The organism is Pseudomonas baltica (genome assembly GCF_031880315.1).
GTDB lineage: Bacteria > Pseudomonadota > Gammaproteobacteria > Pseudomonadales > Pseudomonadaceae > Aquipseudomonas.
In genome coordinates this window covers 3897728-3916531 of record NZ_CP134771.1, presented here as the reverse complement: position 1 = coordinate 3916531, position 18804 = coordinate 3897728, and the positions used below count along the sequence as shown (strand labels likewise).

Genomic DNA, 18804 nt, shown 5'->3' with positions numbered 1-18804 from the left:
TGCCCGCCCCCATACCAACAAGATCGAGCCCTGCCCATGCCCAGATTCCACATCCTGCCGCTGCTCCTGTGCGCCATCGCCGCCTGCACCCAAGCCAACGCGGCTCCGGCCCCGGCCAGCCTCGACCCGCTGATGCAGAGCATCCAGCAGCGCCTGGCCATCGCCGATCAAGTGGCCCTGAGCAAATGGGACAGCCGCAAGGCCGTCGAAGATCGCCCTCGCGAGCAGACGGTCATCGCCACTGCTGTAGACCTGGCGCCGCAGTACCAACTGGACGGTGCACTGGTCGGACAATTTTTCGCCGCCCAGATAGAAGCCAACAAACTGCGTCAATACGCGTTGCTGTCGCGCTGGACACTGGCAGGCGCCGCGCCGGATTCGCCTCGCCCTGACCTGGTCGGCACCATTCGTCCGCAACTCGACGTCCTGCAAAAGCGCTTGCTGCAGCAACTCGCGGCATTCGCTGTGTCGCGCGCCGATCCGCAATGCCCGCAGTGGCTGGCGACAGCGACGCACAAGGCCGCTGGCGATGAGCTGCAGCGCCTGGCCCTGATCCGCGCCACCGCCGAGCTTTGCGCGCGGCCCTGAGGGAATTAACGCGGTACCGATGGGGCGCGATGTACTCTATGCTGATGCCGGTCAAGGCTATCCCGCGATCGCGCCTATTCTTGCCATGGAAACCTTCATGCGTTCATGCATTATCTGTCTGCTGCTGGTGGTTGCTGTCCCGGCCTCGGCGCAGATCTACAAGTACACCGATGCCAACGGCAATACGGCCTATAGCAGCCAGAAGCCCGAGGGCATCAAGGCCGAGACCGTCGAGCTACCGCCGCTCAACAGCATCGAGAGCCAGCCGCGCACTGCACCTGGCGCCACCCGACAAACTCTTCCCGTCGTGCCACAGCAACCGCCCTATGCGGTGCTGGAGCTGACCGGCCTGCCCACCGAAGAAGCCCTGCGCGCCAACGGCGGCAGCTTCACGGTGGGCGTGCACCTGGAACCCAAACTGTTCGGCGACGATCTGCTGCAGCTGGTGCTCGACGGGCAGCCCTATGGCCAACCCAGCAATGTCCCCTTCATGCAGTTGGTAGACATCGACCGCGGCGATCACAGCCTTGCGGTGCAGGTGCTCAACAATGGCACGGTCCTGCAGACCAGCGCCACGCAGACCTTCACGGTGCAGCGCATCAGCGTCAACTCGCCGGCTCGGCCCAAGCCATGATGCGCACTGCCCTTTCGGCGCTGCTCTGCCTGTTGCTGACCGTGGCCAGCGGCGTCAGCGCCGAGGTCTACACCTACACCGACGCCCAGGGCAATCAGGTGTTCACCGACCAGCCGCGCAAGAACGCCAAGCGTGTGCCGTTACCGCCCAGCAACAACCTCAACCAGACCCCGCTCACGGTAAAAAAGAGCCCGGCAACGCCTGCCAAAAAAGCCCCATTAAAAGTGGTGACGCACTACGACATGCTGCGCATCCTTGCACCGGAGCCCGATGGAACGGTCAACCAGAGCAGCGGCGAACTGGTAGTGACCGTCACCAGCGATCCGGCGTTGTATGAGGGCGACCAGTACCAGATCCTGCTGGATGGCAATCCTGTCGGCTCACCCGGCACCAGCCCGGTGATCATGATCAAGCCCGTGGACCGCGGCCTGCACCAACTGGCCGCGCAAATCATCGACAGCGACGGCGAGACCGTCGAGCGCACGGCACCTCAGAAGCTCAACATGCAACGCATCTCCCTGGCGCAAAAACGCCGCAACGATCCCTGCGAGGCGGCAGACTGGGGTGTGCGCCCCGAATGCCCGCTGTCGGCCAAGCCGTGCGAGAAGGACGACTATGGCGTCCGGCCGCAATGCCCACTGTCGATGAAGCCAACGGACAGCTGAGTCAAAGCTTGTAACAAAGCGATGGCCGCTGCGCGCACGAAGGGAAATGAAAGGGGGTTAAATGCTCGCCATCCCCCTCCTAAGCTGCGCCGCTCATTACAATGACAATCGAGCAAACAGCCTATGTTGCGTCCCATCACCTGCCTCGCTTCAGCCCTTGCAATGCTTTTCGCGGCTTCTCAAGCCAGCGCCGGTCAACCGGCCGGAGTGCAATCCTCAGTCCTGGTCAAGAGCGAGGCCTCTTGGGAGGGCACGTCCTACGCCGCCTACCCTGCCGGAGCGCCCGAGCTCTCGGTGATCAAAATAACTATTCCTGCTAACACCTCGCTCGCCTGGCACAAGCATCCGATGCCTAATGCAGCGTATGTCCTGTCCGGAGAATTGACCGTCGAAACCCAGGACGGCAAGCAGCGCAAGGTACTGGGCCAAGGCGAAGCACTGGCAGAGATGGTTGAACGCCATCACCGCGGCACTTCAGGCGCGACACCCACCGAGCTGATCGTCTTCTATGCCGGCAGCAAGGATATGCCGCTGTCGGTTCCTGTACCCGAGTAACCCTCTCCTCGCCCGGCGCATCGCACTGATGCTGCCGGGTCGCCTTGGCACCACGCCCTTCGCAAAAAGACTCTCCTCCCGGCCGAACCTGAACGGCAGTGAAACATTTTGGTGCATAATTTTGTGCACCAGATCACCAATTAGCCCATTTTGGTTCGCGATAGGCCATTCCCAGCGATCACGCGGCACCAAATGGACCGTATTTGCACTATTTCGAGAAATAAGCGCTTCTTTTCGGAGCCTTGGTTTGGTTTTTGCAGTTTCAGTGCATCAGCAGACTATTCGCGCACGCAAGCCGGACACGCCGGGCTTTGCAATGGGCCAAAAGGGGTCAACGACAGCTAATGACCATCAGTGATGCACTGCACAGACTGTTACTCGACAACCTCACCACTGCCACTATTCTGCTCAACGCCGATCTGCGCCTTGAGTACATGAACCCGGCAGCCGAAATGCTGCTGGCCATCAGCGGCCAGCGCAGCCATGGGCAATTCATCAGCGAACTGTTCACCGAGTCGGCCGAAGCCCTGAGCTCCTTGCGCCAGGCGGTCGAGAAAGCCCACCCCTTCACCAAGCGCGAAGCGATGCTCACCGCGCTGACCGGCCAGACCCTGACCGTCGACTACGCCGTGACCCCGATCCTCAGCCAAGGCGCGACCTTGCTGCTGCTCGAAGTCCACCCGCGCGACCGGCTGCTGCGCATCACCAAAGAGGAAGCGCAGCTGTCCAAGCAGGAAACCACCAAGATGCTGGTGCGCGGCCTGGCCCACGAAATCAAGAATCCACTGGGCGGCATTCGCGGCGCGGCGCAGTTGCTGGCCCGCGAGCTGCCCGAAGAAAGCCTCAAGGACTACACCAACGTCATCATCGAAGAGGCCGACCGCCTGCGCAATCTGGTCGACCGCATGCTCGGTTCGAACAAGCTGCCGTCGCTGGCGATGACCAACATCCACGAGGTGCTGGAGCGCGTCTGCAGCCTGGTCGACGCCGAAACCCAGGGTGGCATCACCTTGGTGCGCGACTATGATCCCAGCATCCCGGACGTATTGATCGACCGTGAACAGATGATCCAGGCCGTGCTCAACATCGTGCGCAACGCCATGCAAGCCATCAGTGGCCAGAACGAGTTGCGCCTGGGCCGCATCAGCCTGCGCACCCGCGCCATGCGTCAGTTCACCATTGGCCATACGCGCCACCGCCTGGTGAGCAAGATCGAGATCATCGACAACGGTCCCGGCATTCCTGCCGAACTACAGGAAACAATCTTCTATCCAATGGTCAGCGGCAGGCCCGACGGTACCGGTCTCGGGCTGGCCATTACCCAGAACATCATCAGTCAGCATCAAGGGTTGATCGAGTGTGAAAGCCATCCTGGCCACACCACATTTTCGATCTTCCTGCCGCTGGAACAAGGAGCCGCTTCGTCATGAGCCGTAGTGAAACTGTCTGGATCGTCGATGACGACCGTTCCATCCGCTGGGTGCTGGAAAAAGCCTTGCAGCAAGAAGGCATGACCACACAGAGTTTCGACAGTGCCGACGGCGTCATGAGTCGCCTGGCTCGCCAGCAACCTGATGTGATCATCTCCGATATCCGCATGCCTGGCGCCAGTGGCCTGGACTTGCTGGCGCGCATCCGCGAGCAGCATCCGCGCCTGCCGGTGATCATCATGACCGCGCATTCGGACCTCGACAGCGCCGTGGCGTCGTACCAGGGCGGTGCGTTCGAGTATCTGCCCAAGCCGTTCGACGTCGACGAGGCGGTGTCGCTGGTCAAGCGTGCCAACCAGCATGCCCAGGAACAGCAAGGCCTGGCCGAAGTGCCGGCCCTGACGCGCACCCCGGAAATCATCGGCGAAGCGCCGGCGATGCAGGAAGTCTTTCGCGCCATCGGCCGCCTCAGCCACTCCAACATCACCGTGTTGATCAACGGCGAGTCGGGTACTGGTAAAGAGCTGGTGGCGCACGCACTGCACCGCCACAGCCCGCGGGCGGCTTCGCCGTTCATTGCCTTGAACATGGCGGCGATCCCCAAGGACTTGATGGAGTCCGAGCTGTTCGGCCATGAAAAAGGCGCGTTCACGGGGGCAGCCAACCTGCGCCGTGGCCGCTTCGAACAAGCCGATGGCGGCACGCTGTTCCTCGACGAGATCGGCGACATGCCGGCCGACACCCAGACGCGACTGTTGCGCGTGCTGGCCGATGGCGAGTTCTATCGAGTGGGCGGACATACGCCGGTCAAGGTCGATGTGCGCATCATCGCCGCCACGCACCAGAACCTCGAAACCCTGGTGCATGCCGGCAAGTTCCGCGAAGACTTGTTCCACCGCCTCAATGTCATTCGCATTCATATCCCGCGCCTGTCGGACCGTCGCGAAGACATCCCGACGCTGGCCAAGCACTTCCTCAGCCGCGCCGCGCAAGAACTGGCGGTCGAGCCCAAGCTGCTCAAGAGCGAGACCGAGGAATACCTGAAGAACCTGCCGTGGGGCGGCAACGTGCGCCAGCTGGAGAACACGTGCCGCTGGATCACGGTGATGGCGTCTGGCCGTGAAGTGCACGTCAGCGACCTGCCGCCAGAGTTGCTGAGCTTGCCGCAGGACAGCGCGCCGGTGACCAATTGGGAGCAAGCGCTGCGTCAGTGGGCCGATCAGGCCCTGGCGCGTGGGCAGTCGAGCCTGCTGGACAGCGCGGTGCCGAGCTTCGAGCGGATCATGATCGAAACCGCGCTCAAGCACACCGCCGGGCGTCGCCGTGATGCCGCAGTGCTGCTGGGCTGGGGCCGCAACACCTTGACGCGAAAGATCAAGGAGCTGGGCATGAAGATCGATGGTGGCGATGAGGATGATGGCGACGACGCCTAATAAATAACCTCTGACTACACCGCAACTCCCTGTGGGAGCGGGCGTCAACGCTCGCTCCCACAGTTGTTTTTGATACACCGCAAACTCCGCGCTTTGGTGCACACCTGCACCCGAATGCACCGCTGCAAGGCGTTATGAACCAAAACGGACAAAGCTGAAAGTATCAAACGAATACCCCCGCAGGTGGAATTCACCCACTTCGAAAGCGCTGAAGGCCTGTAATCAAGGGCTCGCAGGACATCTGGATAAACTTTTTTACATCCTTGATCGAAACTGGCACGACGCCTGCAATAACCCTTGCAAGACACAGTTTCGGGGGTCTTGGTACAGGCAGGCCGGGAATCCCCTTCTTTACACCGGAACGTACGGGCACCCAGGTAAGACCCGATATTCCACCCAGTTTCAGGGACTTTGGTACAGGCAGGCCGGAGATTCCCTTCTTTACACCGCAGACGCTGGCCCACAACACCAGCGATGCACAGCAGTTCTTGGGGACCTTGGTACAGGCAGGCCGGGGCTTCCCTCTTTTACACCGCAACACCGCAGACGCCGAACCGCAGCACCGGCGATGCACAACAGTTTTTGGGAGCTTTGGTACAGGCAGGCCGGAGATTCCCTCTTTTACACCGCAACACCGCAAACGCCGGACCGCTACATCGGCGATGCACGACAGTTTTTGGGAGCTTTGGTACAGGCAGGCCGGAGATTCCCTCTTTTACACCGCAACACTGCAGCCGCCGGACCGCTACTCCGGTGATGCACAACAGTTTTGGGGGCTTTGGTACAGGCAGGCCGGAGAACCCTTCTTTACATCGACATCGAGTACGCGGCAGCCCAGAGCCCGCGCCGCTCCTCCCGTTTTTCGGGGACCTTGGTACAGGCAGGCCGGGGCTTCCCTCTTTTATCCGTCAACTCCCCCATCGCGACTTTTCCCCCTCAAGGGGCAAGCGCTTCGCGCACCTTCACTTCGAAACGCCACCGCCCGTCGACCTTGGCACCGGACCAATCGCCCTGCAATGCACGAGCGGCGATCACCGTCAGCAACAATCCCTGATCGCCCTGCTGCACCCTCCAGTTGGCTTGCCGTCCGTCTACCGGCAACTGCCCCGCACCGGGCCGCCCGTGGGCATCGAAGACGATCGCCAAGGTGCCGTTGGTGAATTCGGCGTGCAGCTTGGGTTCCTCGTTGAACCACAACACCAGGCCTGCCGGCTGTATTTCGATCCGATCCAGCACCCGCGGCTCGGGCGCAGTGGCTTTGCCGATCATCATCCCCACCAGCAGGCTGAACAAGGCGACGGCGCCGAGGAACTTGGGCCAGAGTTTTGATCGTGGGTCTTGCTCATCAGGGGTAGAATGCTGCCCGTCTTTCAGTTCGGAGCCGTGCATGTTTCACGTCATCCTTTTTCAACCAGAGATTCCGCCGAATACCGGCAACATTATCAGGCTCTGCGCCAACAGCGGCTGCCACCTGCACTTGATCGAGCCGATCGGTTTCGAGCTGGACGACAAGCGCCTGCGCCGCGCCGGGCTCGATTACCACGAATATGCCCCGCTCAAGCGCCATGCCGACCTGGCCAGCTGCCTCGAAAGCCTCGGCCAGCCGCGCCTGTTCGCGTTTACCACCAAGGGCTCGCAGCCCTTCCACGACGTGGCATTCCAGCCGGGCGATGCTTTTCTGTTCGGGCCCGAGAGCCGCGGGCTGCCCAACGAGGTGCTGGATGCCCAGCCCGACGGCCATCGCCTGCGCCTGCCGATGCGCGAAGGCAGCCGCAGCCTGAACCTCTCCAACACCGTGGCGGTGGCGGTGTACGAGGCCTGGCGCCAGCAAGGTTTCGCCTGAGCGGGCCTCTTCGCGAGCAAGCTTTGCTCCCACGGTGCAAGCCGAACCAGCGACGTACGCATGTGGGAGCAAGGCTTGCCCGCGAAGAAGCATTCAGCAGCGCCATCGCAGGCGCGCTGTATCACTACAAAAAAACGCCCCGAGGGGCGTTTTTCATGACCGCAGGCTCGCTTACTGAACCGATGGGGTCTCGCCAGCTTCCTGCATGCGCTGCAGCTCTTGCGCGTACAGGGCGTCGAAGTTGACCGGGGCCAGCATCAGTGCCGGGAACGAACCGCGGGTCACCAGGCTGTCCAGGGTCTCGCGCGCGTACGGGAACAGGATGTTCGGGCAGAACGCGCCCAGGGTGTGGCTCAGCGCTGCGTCGTCGAGGTTCTTGATCAGGAAGATACCAGCCTGCTGGACTTCAGCGATGAAGGCCACTTCGTCACCATTCTTGACGGTAACCGACAGGGTCAGCACGACTTCGTGGAAGTCGGCTTCAAGCGATTTTTGACGGGTGTTGAGGTCCAGCGCAACGCTCGGCTCCCACTGCTGACGGAAGATGGCCGGGCTTTTCGGCGCTTCGAACGACAGGTCGCGTACATAGATACGCTGCAGGGAGAATTGCGGAGCGGTTTCGTCTTCGGTGCTCGCTGCGGTGTTCGGTTGGTCAGTCATTGCGGGATCCTTGTCACTTCAAAGTCTAACGGGAATAGGGTTCAGGCCTTGCCGAGCAACACGTCGAGCTTGCCGGCGCGCTCCAGGGCGTAGAGGTCGTCGCAGCCGCCCACGTGGGTCTCGCCGATCCAGATCTGCGGCACCGAGCTGCGCCCGGCCTTGCTGGTCATCTCGGCACGCACCTGGGGCTTGCCGTCGACCTTGATCTCGGTGAAATCGACACCCTTGCCTTCGAGCAAGGCCTTGGCGCGCATGCAGTAGGGGCACCAGTCACTGGAGTAGACGACGACGCTCATATCACTTCACCAAGGGCAGGTTGTCGGCCTTCCAGCTGGAAACACCGCCGGACAGTTTGGCGGCGGTAAAGCCGGCCTTGAGCAGTTCGCGTGCGGTGGCGCCGGCGTGCTGGCCCATGGCGTCGACGACGATCAGGGTCTTGGCCTTGTGTTTTTCCAGTTCAGCCATGCGTGAGGCCAGTTTGTCCTGGGGAATGTTCAGCGAATCGACGATGTGGCCGGTGCTGAAATCCTTTTTGGCGCGGATGTCGATGACCACGCCCTGGTCACTGTTGACCAGTGCGGTCAGTTCGCGGCAGCTGAGGCTTTTACCACCACGGCTGGTCTCCAGCGACAGCAGCAACGCCAGCAGCACGGCGAAGATGCCGACCAGCAGATAGTGATTTGTGGCGAATTCGATCAGGTGAGCGACCATCAGGAGGTTCCAGGGCGTTAAAATGCCGGCCAGTATACACGGGCACCGGGGTGGGCCAAAGCCTGCAGTATGCCCATGACACCGGTTTAATCGGGAACTGTGATAGGCGGTAGGCTGTCTGCTGAGGCAACAATCGGCACCCTTGCGGGAACGGGCTCTGCCCGCGAAAGCGCCAGTAGTACCAACACCCTGACGCGCCTTGCTGGCCCCTTTGCGGGCAGAGCCTGCTCCCACTGCGGACTGCAGTGTGCAATCAGAACCTCGGCAAACACTGCGCGGATGCCCTAAAATGCCCTTCTTTCCTCTAACAAAATGAGTGGGATCTAATGACTGCCACGCCTAAACCTCTGGTCCTGATCATCCTCGATGGTTTCGGTCACAGCGAAAGCCATGACGACAACGCCGTGTATTCGGCGCGCAAGCCGGTCCTCGATCGCCTGGTCGCGACCCAGGCCAACGGCTTGATTTCGGGCTCAGGCATGGACGTCGGGCTCCCCGATGGCCAGATGGGCAACTCGGAAGTCGGCCATATGAACCTCGGCGCCGGGCGCGTGGTGTACCAGGACTTCACCCGGGTCACCAAGGCCATCCGCGACGGCGAGTTCTTCGAGAACCCGACCATCTGCGCTGCGGTCGACAAGGCCGTGGCCGCCAGCAAGGCAGTGCATGTCATGGGCCTGCTGTCCGAAGGCGGCGTACACAGCCACCAGGATCACCTCGTGGCCATGGTCGAACTGGCCGCCAAGCGAGGCGCCGAAAAAATCTACCTGCACGCCTTCCTCGATGGCCGCGACACGCCGCCGAAAAGCGCGCAGTCGTCCCTCGAACTGATGGATGCCACCTATCAGCGCCTGGGCAAGGGCCGCACGGCCAGTATCATTGGCCGTTACTTCGCCATGGACCGTGACAACCGCTGGGATCGTGTCAGTGCCGCATACAACCTGATCGTCGACGCGAGCGCCGAGTACCACTCAGGCACCGCGGTAGAGGGTCTGCAAGCCGCCTACGAGCGCGGCGAGAGCGACGAGTTCGTCAAGGCCACCGTGATTGGCGAAGCCGTCAAGGTCGAAGACGGCGATGCCGTGGTGTTCATGAACTTTCGCGCCGACCGCGCGCGGGAGATCACCCGCCCGTTCGTCGAAGCCGATTTCAGCGAGTTCGAGCGCAAGCGCCAGCCAAGACTGGCCGGCTATGTGGGCCTGACCCAGTATTCGGCAAACATTCCGGCACCGGCGGCCTTCGCCCCTGGCAGCCTGCACAACGTGCTCGGCGAGTACCTGGCCGATAACGGCAAGACCCAGCTGCGCATTGCCGAAACCGAAAAGTACGCCCACGTGACTTTCTTCTTTTCGGGCGGCCGCGAAGAGCCCTTCCCGGGTGAAGAGCGCATCCTCATCCCGTCGCCCAAAGTCGCCACCTACGACCTGCAGCCGGAAATGAGCGCCCCTGAAGTGACCGACAAGATCGTCGACGCCATTGAAAACCAGCGCTTCGACGTCATCGTGGTCAACTACGCCAACGGCGACATGGTCGGCCACAGCGGCATTCTCGAAGCGGCAGTCAAGGCTGTGGAATGCCTGGACACTTGCGTCGGCCGCATTGTCGAGGCCCTCGAAAAAGTCGGCGGCGAAGCGCTGATCACCGCCGACCACGGCAACTGCGAGCAGATGTCGGACGAATCCACCGGCCAGGCGCACACCGCGCATACCACCGAGCCGGTGCCGTTCATCTACGTCGGCAAGCAACCGCTCAAGGTCCGCGAAGGCGGCGTGCTCGCCGATGTGGCACCGACCATGCTCTACCTGATGGGCATGGACAAGCCGCAGGAAATGACCGGGACTTCGATTCTGGTCAAAGCCTGAAAGCGGTGGTGATCTGCCGATCGCCTTCGCAGGCGAGCCTTGCTTCTGCAGATGTACATCTGCGGGAGCAAGGTTGCGCGTTTGGCGGCCGAGAAGGCTTCGTGCCCTGCACAACGCCAGCCCCGTACACGAAGCCTGAGCAGCATTCATGTTCAGGCGTTTTTTTTTGCCGCTCGCGGCGGGCATACTAGGCCCGTCCCTCTCCCTGGTATCGCCCGCCCCATGCTTCGCGCCCTGATACTCATTGCCTTGACTTGCCTGTTCGGCACGGCCTATGCCGACGAACGCGCACAAACCCAGCAACAGCTCGATGCCACGCGCCAAGACATCACCGAGCTGAAGAAGGCCCTTGCCCAGGTGCAGCAGGAGAAATCCGGCGTGCAAAAAGACCTGCGCACCACCGAGACCAAGATGGGCGAGCTTCAAAAGCAGGTGGAGGCCCTGCAACAGCAACTAAAAAAGACCCAAGCCGAGCTCCAGCGTCTCGATGAAGAGAAGCAGAAGCTCGAAGCGGCCCGCAAGGAACAGCAGCGCTTGATCGCCATCCAGGCGCGCGCGGCCTACCAGAATGGTCGCCAGGAATACCTGAAACTGTTGCTCAACCAGCAGAATCCAGAAAAATTCGCCCGCACGCTTACCTACTACGACTACATGAGCAAGGCGCGGCTGGCGCAGCTGCACGCCTTCAACGAAACCCTCGTGCAACAGGCCGCGGTGCAGAAGGACATCGACCTGCAGCAGGCCCAGTTGCTCGCCCAGCAAGGCAACCTCGACAGCCAGCGCCAGGAGCTCGACGGCGTACGCAAGGAGCGCCAGGCCGCCCTGGCCAAGCTCAACGACCAGTACAAGGCCAGCGACCAGAAACTGCAGGCCCGTCAACAGGATCAAGCCGACCTCGCCAACGTCCTCAAGACCATCGAGGAAACCCTCGCCCGCCAGGCCCGCGAAGCTGAAGAGGCGCGCCAGAAAGCCCTGCTCGCCCAGCAGGAGGCCGACAAGCGCGCCCGTGAGGCCGCCGCGGCAGCAGCTGCCGCGAAGGCCAAGCCAGAGCAGGAAGAAGCCGCTGCCCCGGCGCCGCAACGCCCCAAAGCGACGCCCGGCGCAGTGGTTTCCAGCGGCGGCGCGACCTTCGGCGGCGAGTTTTCTGCGGCCAAGGGCAAACTTCCATGGCCGGTTGATGGTCGACTGCTCGCACGTTTCGGCGAAACCCGCGGCGACGATGCTCGCACCAAGTGGGACGGGGTGATGATCAGCGCCAGCGCCGGCAGTACGGTACGTGCCGTGCATGGTGGCCGCGTGGTGTTCGCGGATTGGTTGCGCGGCGCCGGACTTCTGGTCATTCTCGACCATGGCAACGGCTACCTGAGCCTGTACGGACACAACCAGACCCTGCTCAAGGGGGCTGGTGACGTAGTAAAAGCCGGCGACGTGATTTCGACGGTCGGTACCAGTGGTGGGCAGGATACCCCCGCCTTGTATTTCGCCATACGCCAGCAGGGGCGGCCCGCCGACCCTGAGCAATGGTGTCGTGGTTAAGCGCGAAACCTCAACAAGGGCGTTCTGGCGGTCATTGACTGTCACGCCGATGCCCCGAAAGGCGCAAAACCAGGATTAGGAGTTGTTCGACATGCTGCATCTGTCCCGCCTTACCTCGCTGGCCCTGACGATCGCCGTCGCCATCGGCGCGCCCCTGGCCCATGCCGCCGATCCGGTAGCGCCGTCGCCGACGCCTCCTGCGTCGATCCCGGCCACCACCATCCCCGCCAAGGCGCCGACCGCTTCGCCCGCTCCGGCTGCTGCCAAGCCGCCGTTGCCGCTCGAAGAGCTGCGCACCTTCGCCGAGGTCATGGACCGCATCAAGGCGGCGTATGTCGAACCCGTTGATGACAAGACCCTGCTGGAAAATGCCATCAAGGGCATGCTCAGCAACCTCGACCCGCACTCCGCCTACCTTGGCCCGGAAGACTTCCAGGAGCTGCAGGAGAGCACCAGCGGCGAGTTCGGCGGCCTGGGCATCGAGGTCGGCGTGGACGACGGCTTCGTCAAGGTGGTCTCGCCCATCGACGACACCCCTGCCACCAAGGCGGGCATCCAGGCCGGCGACCTGATCGTCAAGATCAACGGCCAGCCCACCCGCGGCCAGACCATGACCGAAGCCGTCGACAAGATGCGCGGCAAGATCGGCGAAAAGATCACCCTCACGCTGGTGCGCGACGGCGGCAACCCCTTCGACGTAACCCTTGCCCGCGCCACTATTCAGGTCAAGAGCGTGAAGGCGCAGATGCTGGAAAACGGCTACGGCTACATCCGCATTACGCAGTTTCAGGTCAAGACCGGCGAAGAAGTCGCCGCCGCCCTGGCCAAACTGCGCAAGGACAACAACAAGAAGCTCAACGGCCTGGTGCTGGACTTGCGCAACAACCCTGGCGGCGTGCTGCAGGCGGCTGTCGAGGTGGTCGACCACTTCATCAGCAGCGGTCTGATCGTCTACACCAAGGGCCGCATCGCCAACTCCGAACTGCGCTTCTCGGCCACCGGCCACGACCTGAGCGAAGCCGTACCGCTGGTGGTGCTGATCAACGGCGGCAGCGCCTCGGCCTCGGAAATCGTCGCCGGCGCCCTGCAGGATCACAAGCGCGGCATCCTCATGGGCACCGACAGCTTCGGCAAGGGCTCGGTACAGACCGTGCTGCCGCTGGCCAATGACCGCGCACTGAAGATCACCACCGCGCTGTACTACACACCCAACGGCCGCTCGATCCAGGCCCAGGGCATCGTGCCGGATGTCGAGGTGCGCCCTGCCAAGATTACCAACGAGTCCGACCCCGAGAGCTTCAAGGAAGCCGACCTGCAGGGTCACCTGGGCAACGGCAACGGCGGCGCCGAGCGTCCGAGCCCGTCGGGCAAGGCACCGGCCAAGACCAACAAGGCGCGGCCGCAGGATGACGACTTCCAGCTGAGCCAGGCCCTGAGCCTGCTCAAGGGCCTGAGCGTGACTCGCAACAATTGAGTATGCGTACGCTCTGCCTGCTGTTGCTCTGCTGCCTGACCGGCGCGGCCCATGCCGCGTCGGACAGCCCGGCCTACCTGACGCTGGTCATCGATGATCTGGGGCAAACACCCTCGCGCGATAGTCGCGCGCTGGCGCTGCCCGGGCCGGTGACCTTGGCGATCATGCCCGACACACCCCACGCTGCCGACTTTGCTGGCCAGGCTCACAAGGCTGGCAAGACCGTGATCATCCATATGCCCATGGACCCCGCCACCGGGCCTTTCGCCTGGCACCCCGGGCTGCCCATGGCCGAACTGCAGAAGCGCCTCGATGCGGCGTTCAAGGCAGTCCCCTTCGCGTCCGGCATGAACAATCACGAAGGCAGCGGCATGACCGTGCAGCCCGACGCGATGGCCATGCTCATGGGCCAGTTGAAACAGCGCGGGATGTTCTTCCTCGACAGCCGCACCACCGCCAAGACCGTGGCCGCCGCCAAGGCCCAGGAGATCGGTCTGTCGAGTCTGTCCCGGGATGTATTCCTCGACGACGTGCGCACGCCCGAAGCGATCTATGGCCAATTGCAGACGGCAATCAAGTTCGCCCACAAGCATGGCAGCGTGGTGATCATCGGCCATCCTTATCCGCAGACGCTTGACGTTTTGGACCGGGAACTGCCGAAACTGGCGAGCCAGGGGGTGACCTGGATTCCGATCAAGGAAATGGTGACCGTGCGCGGCAATCGGGCGATTGCGGCCCATGGCAAAGATGGCGTTTATCACAATGCGGCGGCCAACACTGTCGCGCCGCCGAAGCCGAAGCCGGAAAAGCCGGGTACTTCCAAGGTCGCCGTGCCGGTAGCGGTGCCTGCCCCCACGCCGATCACGGTGCCGTCGGGTGATCCGAACGAAGTGCCGGAACCTGGGCCGGATCCAGACTTTGGTTCGCCTGACCCGACGCCGATGGATCCTGCGGCGGGACGGCCCGAGCAGGTCGACGGGCAGTGATAGGGGCCTCAAAGGCCCCTTCGCCGGCGAACGCGCGCCCTGGCTCCTACAGGTCTCTGTAGGAGCAAGGCTTGCCCGCGAATGGGCCACCACGCCTTACAAATACCGCCCCATCACCTCATCCACAAACCCTTGGCTGCGCATTTCATCCAGGGCCATCTGCAGCTTGGCGACTACCTCGTCCGGGGTGTTCTTGTTCAGCGCCAAGAACAGCGATGCGCTGTTGAAGCGCAGTACGGTCTTGAGGTCGGTGATGCCCAGCTGCCGCGCCAGATAACGCCCCGCCGGATCACCCGTGGCCCATAGGTCGATTTCCCCGGCCTTGAGCTTGCTGGCGTTGTCCTGGTCGCGCAGGGCGATCACCGGGTTCATACCCTTCTCGGTCAGGCTGAGCTCGATGGCATCGCCTTTGTAGGCACCGATCTTGTACCTGCGAGCTTGGGCTAGGGTCTCCAGCTTGATGGGGCTGTCCGCGCGCGCCAGCAGGATCCAGTCATCCGGCCCCAATGGCCCGACCCACTTGAACGAGTTCTCACGCTCGGGCAAACGCGCCATCACGAAGACCCCGTAACCGGGCTTCTCCAGGCCGAGCTTGTAGATGCGCTCCCAAGGGAAACGCAACGTCAGGCTGTAGGGAATGTCGGCACGCTTGAACATCTCGCGCACCAGATCGGCGGCGATACCGCGGATATGCGTGTCGGTGGCGAAGTTCTTGCCGTCGTCAGCCATGTTGTACGGAGGGAAGTTTTCGGTGAGCAGCACGATGGGCTGGTCGCTCGTGTCCTGCGCACGAACCGCGAATGCACAGCAGCACAACAGAACGAACATCAGACGATTGAACATGAACGCTTACCCCCACAGACACGGCAACTAGCAGAGTGCCGGGGGATGATGCATCTGTCCAGCAGCAATGAGGCTAATTGCCATCACCCGGGAATGATGTGCGTCGTACTTGTGGGCCTCTTCGCGAGCAAGCTTTGCTCCTACCGTGCACACCACTCCGGAGTCATGCACCTGTGGGAGCAAAGCTTGCTTGCGAAGGGGCCGTCACGTCATGCAAAAAATCAGCGAACAACAATCCCCTGCGCCGCCATGAACGCCTTGGCTTCAGGCACCGTGTATTCACCAAAGTGGAAGATACTCGCCGCCAACACCGCGCTCGCGTGCCCTTGCAGCACGCCATCGGCCAAGTGCTGAAGGTTGCCCACACCTCCCGAAGCAATCACCGGAATGCCCAGCGCATCGCTGATGGCCCGGGTCACGCCCAGGTCGAAGCCGTTCTTCATGCCGTCCTGGTCCATGCTGGTCAGCAGAATCTCACCGGCCCCCAGGCCTTCCATCTTCATCGCCCACTGCACTGCATCCAGCCCGGTGGGCTTGCGACCGCCATGGGTGAAGATTTCCCAGCGCGGCTCTTCACCAGGCCCGGAGACCTTCTTGGCGTCGATGGCGACGACGATGCACTGCGAGCCGAAACGCGCTGCTGCCTCGCCGACGAACTCGGGATTGAACACTGCGGCGGTGTTGATCGAAACCTTGTCGGCACCGGCGTTGAGCAGGTTGCGGATATCCGCCACGGTGCGCACACCGCCGCCCACGGTCAGGGGGATGAACACCTGGCTGGCCATGCGCTCGACGGTGTGCAGCGTGGTGTCGCGGCCATCGACACTGGCGGTGATGTCCAGGAAGGTAATCTCGTCCGCGCCCTGCTCGTCGTAGCGGCGGGCGATTTCTACCGGATCGCCCGCGTCACGGATGTTCTCGAACTTGACGCCTTTGACCACCCGACCGTTGTCGACGTCAAGGCAGGGGATGATGCGTTTGGCCAAGGCCATGGGCTTAATCTCCGATTAAGAGCTGCAAGCTGTCAGCTGCAAGCTGATCGCGGGTGGCTGGTGATACGTGGCGCTGCAAGTAAAGGCGATTGCGGACTGCCGTTACTTGCAGCTTGCCGCTTAAAGCTTGCCGCTGCCTTCATAGCTGTCGCAGAAGGCCTGCGCCTCAGCCACATCCAGCGTGCCTTCATAGATCGCGCGCCCCGTAATGGCGCCGATGATGCCCGGTGCCTTGGCGTCCAGCAAAGCCCGGATGTCGCCCAGGTTGTGGATGCCGCCGGAAGCGATCACCGGAATCCGCGTGGCAGCGGCCAGTGCGGCAGTGAACGGCACGTTGCAGCCTTGCATCATGCCGTCCTTGGCGATGTCGGTGTAGACGATCGCCGAGACGCCATCTGCCTCGAAGCGCTTGGCCAGGTCAATGACCTGCACGGTGCTGATTTCAGCCCAGCCGTCGGTGGCGACGAAACCGTCCTTGGCGTCCAGGCCGACGATAATCTTGCCCGGGAAGGCTTTGCAGGCCTCGGCGACGAACTCCGGCTGCTTGACCGCCTTGGTGCCGATGATCACGTAGCTGACGCCGGCCTTGACGTAGTGCTCGATGGTCTCGAGCGAGCGGATGCCGCCGCCGATCTGGATCGGCAGGTGCGGGTAACGCTTGGCGATGGCGGTGACCACCTCGCCGTTGACCGGCTGGCCTTCGAAGGCGCCGTTGAGGTCTACCAGGTGCAGCCGACGGCAGCCGCCATCGACCCACTTGGCCGCCATGCTCACCGGATCATCGGAGAACACCGTGGAATCTTCCATACGGCCCTGGCGCAAGCGCACGCAGGCACCGTCCTTGAGATCGATAGCGGGAATGATAAGCATGCTTTTTCCTTCGTCAAAAGAGCTGCAAGTTGTTAGCTGCAAGCTGCAAGAGGTTTTGCGTCGAGTCGAGATACAGCGTCTGGCTTTTGCTTGAAGCTTGAAGCTGCTCTTCTTCAGCTGTCCTTCTCGAGCGCCCACAGGTCGATTTCGAGGCTCTCGAAGCGCTCTTTGACCAGCGCCTGAGCGTCGAAAATCGCCCTGTTGTAATAGTGCGGAGCAATTTCGCGGGTAAACAGCTCAAGGATCTCGGCCGCTTCGAAGGTACCCAGGTCCAGATCGAAGCGCTCTTGCATCAAGCGCTTGATCTTGTGGTTGGCTTCGCTCTCCTGCTCGGGCGTGAGCGTGAGAATCGGCGGCTTTTTCGGCTTGGCCATTTACCAGCGACCATCCCAGGCGGCGAAGTTCTGCAGCAACTGCAGGCCGTGGGTGTGGCTTTTCTCCGGGTGGAACTGCACGGCGAAGCGTGAGCCTTCAGCCAATGCGGCGGCAAAATCGAGGCCGTAATGGCCGCGGCCGACCACCTGGCCTGCCTTGGCCGCCTCGATGTAGAAGCTGTGCACGAAGTAGAAGCGCGCCAAGTCCGGAATGTTGTGCCACAGCGGGTGATCCACCGCCTGGGCGACTTCGTTCCAGCCCATGTGCGGGACTTTCAGGTGCGCGCCGTCTTCATGCAAGTCCTTGCCGAAGAAGCGTACCTGGCCGGGGAAGACGCCGATGCAATCGACGCCGGCGTTCTCTTCGCTACGGTCCATCAAGGCCTGCATGCCCACGCAGATGCCGAGGAACGGCCGATCGCGGCTGACCTCGCGCACCAAGTCGTCGAAGCCCAGGCGCTTGATTTCGGCCATGCAGTCGCGGATCGCGCCAACGCCGGGGAATACAATGCGGTCGGCTTCACGGATGACGGCCGCGTCGCTGGTGATCAGTACCTTGCCGGCACCGACGTGCTCCAGGGCCTTGGCCACCGAGTGCAGGTTGCCCATGCCATAGTCGATCACGGCTACCGTCTGCATTACAGCACGCCCTTGGTCGACGGCATTTGCCCGGCCATGCGGTCGTCGAGCTCGACGGCCATGCGCAGCGCGCGGCCGAACGCCTTGAACACGGTCTCGATCTGGTGATGGGTGTTGTGCCCACGCAGATTGTCGATGTGCAAGGTGACGTTGGCGTGGTTGACGAAGCCTTGGAAGAATTCCTGGAACAGGTCGACGTCGAAACCACCAACGGTGGCGCGGGTATAGGGGACATGCATCTGCAGGCCGGGGCGGCCGGAGAAGTCGATGACCACACGCGACAGCGCTTCATCGAGCGGCACATAGGCGTGGCCGTAGCGACGGATGCCTTTCTTGTCGCCGATGGCTTTGGAAAAAGCCTGGCCCAGGGTGATACCCACGTCTTCGACCGTGTGGTGGTCGTCGATGTGCAGGTCGCCCTTGCTCTCGATGTCGAGGTCGATCAGCCCGTGGCGGGCGATCTGGTCGAGCATGTGTTCAAGAAAAGGCACGCCGATATCGAATCGGGCCTTTCCGGTGCCATCCAGGTTGATCGAGGCTTTGATCTGGGTTTCCAGGGTATCGCGCTCGACGAACGCCTTACGTTCGGCCATCACCAGCTCCGCAACTCATTTGAGCGAAAAAAGGCGAGCATTATAGGCCGCCGGGCGCCAAACAGAAACAGAACGGTGAAATGGACGAAAAATCGGATAAAAGGCTAAACACCCAC

The 18804-nt window shown here is 62.3% G+C and carries 20 protein-coding genes and 1 pseudogene; 11 read left to right on the top strand and 10 right to left on the bottom strand.

Annotated elements, in window-relative coordinates; translation table 11 throughout:
- Positions 1-36 precede the first annotated feature (36 nt).
- From REH34_RS17610 to ntrC, 6 genes are all read left to right on the top strand, one after another.
- Positions 37-588 carry a chorismate mutase gene (locus REH34_RS17610; RefSeq protein WP_311968616.1) on the top strand — a complete coding sequence of 184 codons (552 nt, stop codon included), beginning with the start codon at positions 37-39 and terminating at the stop codon, positions 586-588.
- A 97-nt stretch (positions 589-685) separates the two neighbouring features.
- The gene (locus REH34_RS17605) at positions 686-1222 is read left to right on the top strand and encodes a DUF4124 domain-containing protein (RefSeq protein WP_226504147.1); all 537 of its coding nucleotides are present in this window, start codon (positions 686-688) and stop codon (positions 1220-1222) included.
- Entirely contained in the window at positions 1219-1887 is a 669-nt protein-coding gene (locus REH34_RS17600) for a DUF4124 domain-containing protein (RefSeq protein ID WP_311968615.1), read from the top strand. Before REH34_RS17605 ends, REH34_RS17600 begins: the two co-directional genes overlap by 4 nt.
- 123 nt (positions 1888-2010) lie before the next feature.
- Positions 2011-2442, top strand: a complete 432-nt coding sequence (locus REH34_RS17595) for a cupin domain-containing protein (protein WP_409373148.1) — start codon at positions 2011-2013, stop codon at positions 2440-2442.
- Between the two features lie 344 nt (positions 2443-2786).
- Entirely contained in the window at positions 2787-3872 is a 1086-nt protein-coding gene (gene glnL, locus REH34_RS17590) for a nitrogen regulation protein NR(II) (protein ID WP_226504145.1), read from the top strand.
- On the top strand, positions 3869-5305 hold the full coding sequence (gene ntrC, locus REH34_RS17585) for a nitrogen regulation protein NR(I) (RefSeq protein WP_226504144.1): 1437 nt from the start codon (positions 3869-3871) through the stop codon (positions 5303-5305). Before glnL ends, ntrC begins: the two co-directional genes overlap by 4 nt.
- Before the next feature lie 936 nt (positions 5306-6241).
- On the opposite strand, the gene REH34_RS17580 is transcribed toward ntrC, so the two are convergent.
- On the bottom strand, positions 6242-6694 hold the full coding sequence (locus REH34_RS17580) for a hypothetical protein (protein WP_311968614.1): 453 nt from the start codon (positions 6692-6694) through the stop codon (positions 6242-6244).
- Between REH34_RS17580 and trmL the strand changes: the two genes are divergently transcribed.
- Positions 6693-7148 (top strand): tRNA (uridine(34)/cytosine(34)/5-carboxymethylaminomethyluridine(34)-2'-O)-methyltransferase TrmL, encoded by a 456-nt coding sequence (gene trmL, locus REH34_RS17575; RefSeq protein ID WP_311968613.1) that lies wholly within the window; start codon positions 6693-6695, stop codon positions 7146-7148. The two genes, REH34_RS17580 and trmL, sit on opposite strands and share 2 nt — an antisense overlap.
- Before the next feature lie 171 nt (positions 7149-7319).
- Here the strand turns inward: trmL and secB are convergent, their stop codons facing one another.
- From secB to REH34_RS17560, 3 genes are read right to left on the bottom strand one after another with little or no spacing between them, the layout of a single operon-like run.
- The gene (secB, locus tag REH34_RS17570; RefSeq protein ID WP_226504141.1) at positions 7320-7808 is read right to left on the bottom strand and encodes a protein-export chaperone SecB; all 489 of its coding nucleotides are present in this window, start codon (positions 7806-7808) and stop codon (positions 7320-7322) included.
- A gap of 41 nt (positions 7809-7849) precedes the next feature.
- Positions 7850-8104 carry a glutaredoxin 3 gene (gene grxC, locus REH34_RS17565; protein WP_226504140.1) on the bottom strand — a complete coding sequence of 85 codons (255 nt, stop codon included), beginning with the start codon at positions 8102-8104 and terminating at the stop codon, positions 7850-7852.
- Position 8105: 1 nt separating this feature from the next.
- Positions 8106-8519 (bottom strand): rhodanese-like domain-containing protein, encoded by a 414-nt coding sequence (locus REH34_RS17560; protein ID WP_226504139.1) that lies wholly within the window; start codon positions 8517-8519, stop codon positions 8106-8108.
- A 326-nt stretch (positions 8520-8845) separates the two neighbouring features.
- Here REH34_RS17560 and gpmI point away from each other — a divergent pair, with 326 nt between their 5' ends.
- From gpmI to REH34_RS17540, 4 genes and pseudogenes are all read left to right on the top strand, one after another.
- The gene (gene gpmI / locus REH34_RS17555; protein ID WP_311968612.1) at positions 8846-10381 is read left to right on the top strand and encodes a 2,3-bisphosphoglycerate-independent phosphoglycerate mutase; all 1536 of its coding nucleotides are present in this window, start codon (positions 8846-8848) and stop codon (positions 10379-10381) included.
- A gap of 222 nt (positions 10382-10603) precedes the next feature.
- Positions 10604-11917, top strand: coding sequence for a murein hydrolase activator EnvC (locus REH34_RS17550; protein ID WP_311968611.1), 1314 nt, complete (start codon positions 10604-10606; stop codon positions 11915-11917).
- A gap of 91 nt (positions 11918-12008) precedes the next feature.
- Positions 12009-13391, top strand: a complete 1383-nt coding sequence (locus REH34_RS17545; RefSeq protein WP_226504136.1) for a S41 family peptidase — start codon at positions 12009-12011, stop codon at positions 13389-13391.
- Between the two features lie 2 nt (positions 13392-13393).
- Positions 13394-14149: pseudogene (locus tag REH34_RS17540) on the top strand (divergent polysaccharide deacetylase family protein); the annotation flags it as partial.
- A gap of 324 nt (positions 14150-14473) precedes the next feature.
- Here REH34_RS17540 and REH34_RS17535 read toward each other — a convergent pair.
- From REH34_RS17535 to hisB, 6 genes are all read right to left on the bottom strand, one after another.
- Positions 14474-15220, bottom strand: coding sequence for an ABC transporter substrate-binding protein (locus REH34_RS17535; protein ID WP_311968610.1), 747 nt, complete (start codon positions 15218-15220; stop codon positions 14474-14476).
- 221 nt (positions 15221-15441) lie between these two features.
- A complete protein-coding gene (gene hisF, locus REH34_RS17530; protein ID WP_226504134.1) occupies positions 15442-16212 on the bottom strand; it encodes an imidazole glycerol phosphate synthase subunit HisF in 771 nt (256 codons plus the stop codon).
- Between the two features lie 120 nt (positions 16213-16332).
- Complete coding sequence (gene hisA / locus REH34_RS17525) at positions 16333-17082, bottom strand: 1-(5-phosphoribosyl)-5-[(5-phosphoribosylamino)methylideneamino]imidazole-4-carboxamide isomerase (protein WP_311968609.1); 750 nt, start codon at positions 17080-17082, stop codon at positions 16333-16335.
- A gap of 113 nt (positions 17083-17195) precedes the next feature.
- Complete coding sequence (locus tag REH34_RS17520; RefSeq protein ID WP_226504132.1) at positions 17196-17456, bottom strand: DUF2164 domain-containing protein; 261 nt, start codon at positions 17454-17456, stop codon at positions 17196-17198.
- Positions 17457-18095: an imidazole glycerol phosphate synthase subunit HisH gene (gene hisH / locus REH34_RS17515; protein WP_226504131.1), complete on the bottom strand. Its 639-nt coding sequence runs from the start codon at positions 18093-18095 to the stop codon at positions 17457-17459. It lies immediately after the preceding gene.
- Positions 18095-18688 carry an imidazoleglycerol-phosphate dehydratase HisB gene (hisB, locus tag REH34_RS17510; RefSeq protein WP_062379429.1) on the bottom strand — a complete coding sequence of 198 codons (594 nt, stop codon included), beginning with the start codon at positions 18686-18688 and terminating at the stop codon, positions 18095-18097. The genes hisH and hisB overlap by 1 nt, the downstream gene beginning before the upstream one ends.
- Positions 18689-18804: the final 116 nt, after the last annotated feature.

Excerpts from the sequence above, each read along its gene's own strand:
- REH34_RS17610 (WP_311968616.1), top strand. The coding sequence starts at position 37 with ATGCCCAGATTCCACATCCTGCCGCTGCTCCTGTGCGCCATCGCCGCC.
- REH34_RS17605 (WP_226504147.1), top strand. The coding sequence starts at position 686 with ATGCGTTCATGCATTATCTGTCTGCTGCTGGTGGTTGCTGTCCCGGCC.
- REH34_RS17600 (WP_311968615.1), top strand. The coding sequence starts at position 1,219 with ATGATGCGCACTGCCCTTTCGGCGCTGCTCTGCCTGTTGCTGACCGTG.
- REH34_RS17595 (WP_409373148.1), top strand. The coding sequence starts at position 2,011 with ATGTTGCGTCCCATCACCTGCCTCGCTTCAGCCCTTGCAATGCTTTTC.
- glnL (WP_226504145.1), top strand. The coding sequence starts at position 2,787 with ATGACCATCAGTGATGCACTGCACAGACTGTTACTCGACAACCTCACC.
- ntrC (WP_226504144.1), top strand. The coding sequence starts at position 3,869 with ATGAGCCGTAGTGAAACTGTCTGGATCGTCGATGACGACCGTTCCATC.
- trmL (WP_311968613.1), top strand. The coding sequence starts at position 6,693 with ATGTTTCACGTCATCCTTTTTCAACCAGAGATTCCGCCGAATACCGGC.
- REH34_RS17580 (WP_311968614.1), bottom strand. The coding sequence starts at position 6,694 with ATGCACGGCTCCGAACTGAAAGACGGGCAGCATTCTACCCCTGATGAG.
- secB (WP_226504141.1), bottom strand. The coding sequence starts at position 7,808 with ATGACTGACCAACCGAACACCGCAGCGAGCACCGAAGACGAAACCGCT.
- grxC (WP_226504140.1), bottom strand. The coding sequence starts at position 8,104 with ATGAGCGTCGTCGTCTACTCCAGTGACTGGTGCCCCTACTGCATGCGC.
- REH34_RS17560 (WP_226504139.1), bottom strand. The coding sequence starts at position 8,519 with ATGGTCGCTCACCTGATCGAATTCGCCACAAATCACTATCTGCTGGTC.
- gpmI (WP_311968612.1), top strand. The coding sequence starts at position 8,846 with ATGACTGCCACGCCTAAACCTCTGGTCCTGATCATCCTCGATGGTTTC.
- REH34_RS17550 (WP_311968611.1), top strand. The coding sequence starts at position 10,604 with ATGCTTCGCGCCCTGATACTCATTGCCTTGACTTGCCTGTTCGGCACG.
- REH34_RS17545 (WP_226504136.1), top strand. The coding sequence starts at position 12,009 with ATGCTGCATCTGTCCCGCCTTACCTCGCTGGCCCTGACGATCGCCGTC.
- REH34_RS17535 (WP_311968610.1), bottom strand. The coding sequence starts at position 15,220 with ATGTTCAATCGTCTGATGTTCGTTCTGTTGTGCTGCTGTGCATTCGCG.
- hisF (WP_226504134.1), bottom strand. The coding sequence starts at position 16,212 with ATGGCCTTGGCCAAACGCATCATCCCCTGCCTTGACGTCGACAACGGT.
- hisA (WP_311968609.1), bottom strand. The coding sequence starts at position 17,082 with ATGCTTATCATTCCCGCTATCGATCTCAAGGACGGTGCCTGCGTGCGC.
- REH34_RS17520 (WP_226504132.1), bottom strand. The coding sequence starts at position 17,456 with ATGGCCAAGCCGAAAAAGCCGCCGATTCTCACGCTCACGCCCGAGCAG.
- hisH (WP_226504131.1), bottom strand. The coding sequence starts at position 18,095 with ATGCAGACGGTAGCCGTGATCGACTATGGCATGGGCAACCTGCACTCG.
- hisB (WP_062379429.1), bottom strand. The coding sequence starts at position 18,688 with ATGGCCGAACGTAAGGCGTTCGTCGAGCGCGATACCCTGGAAACCCAG.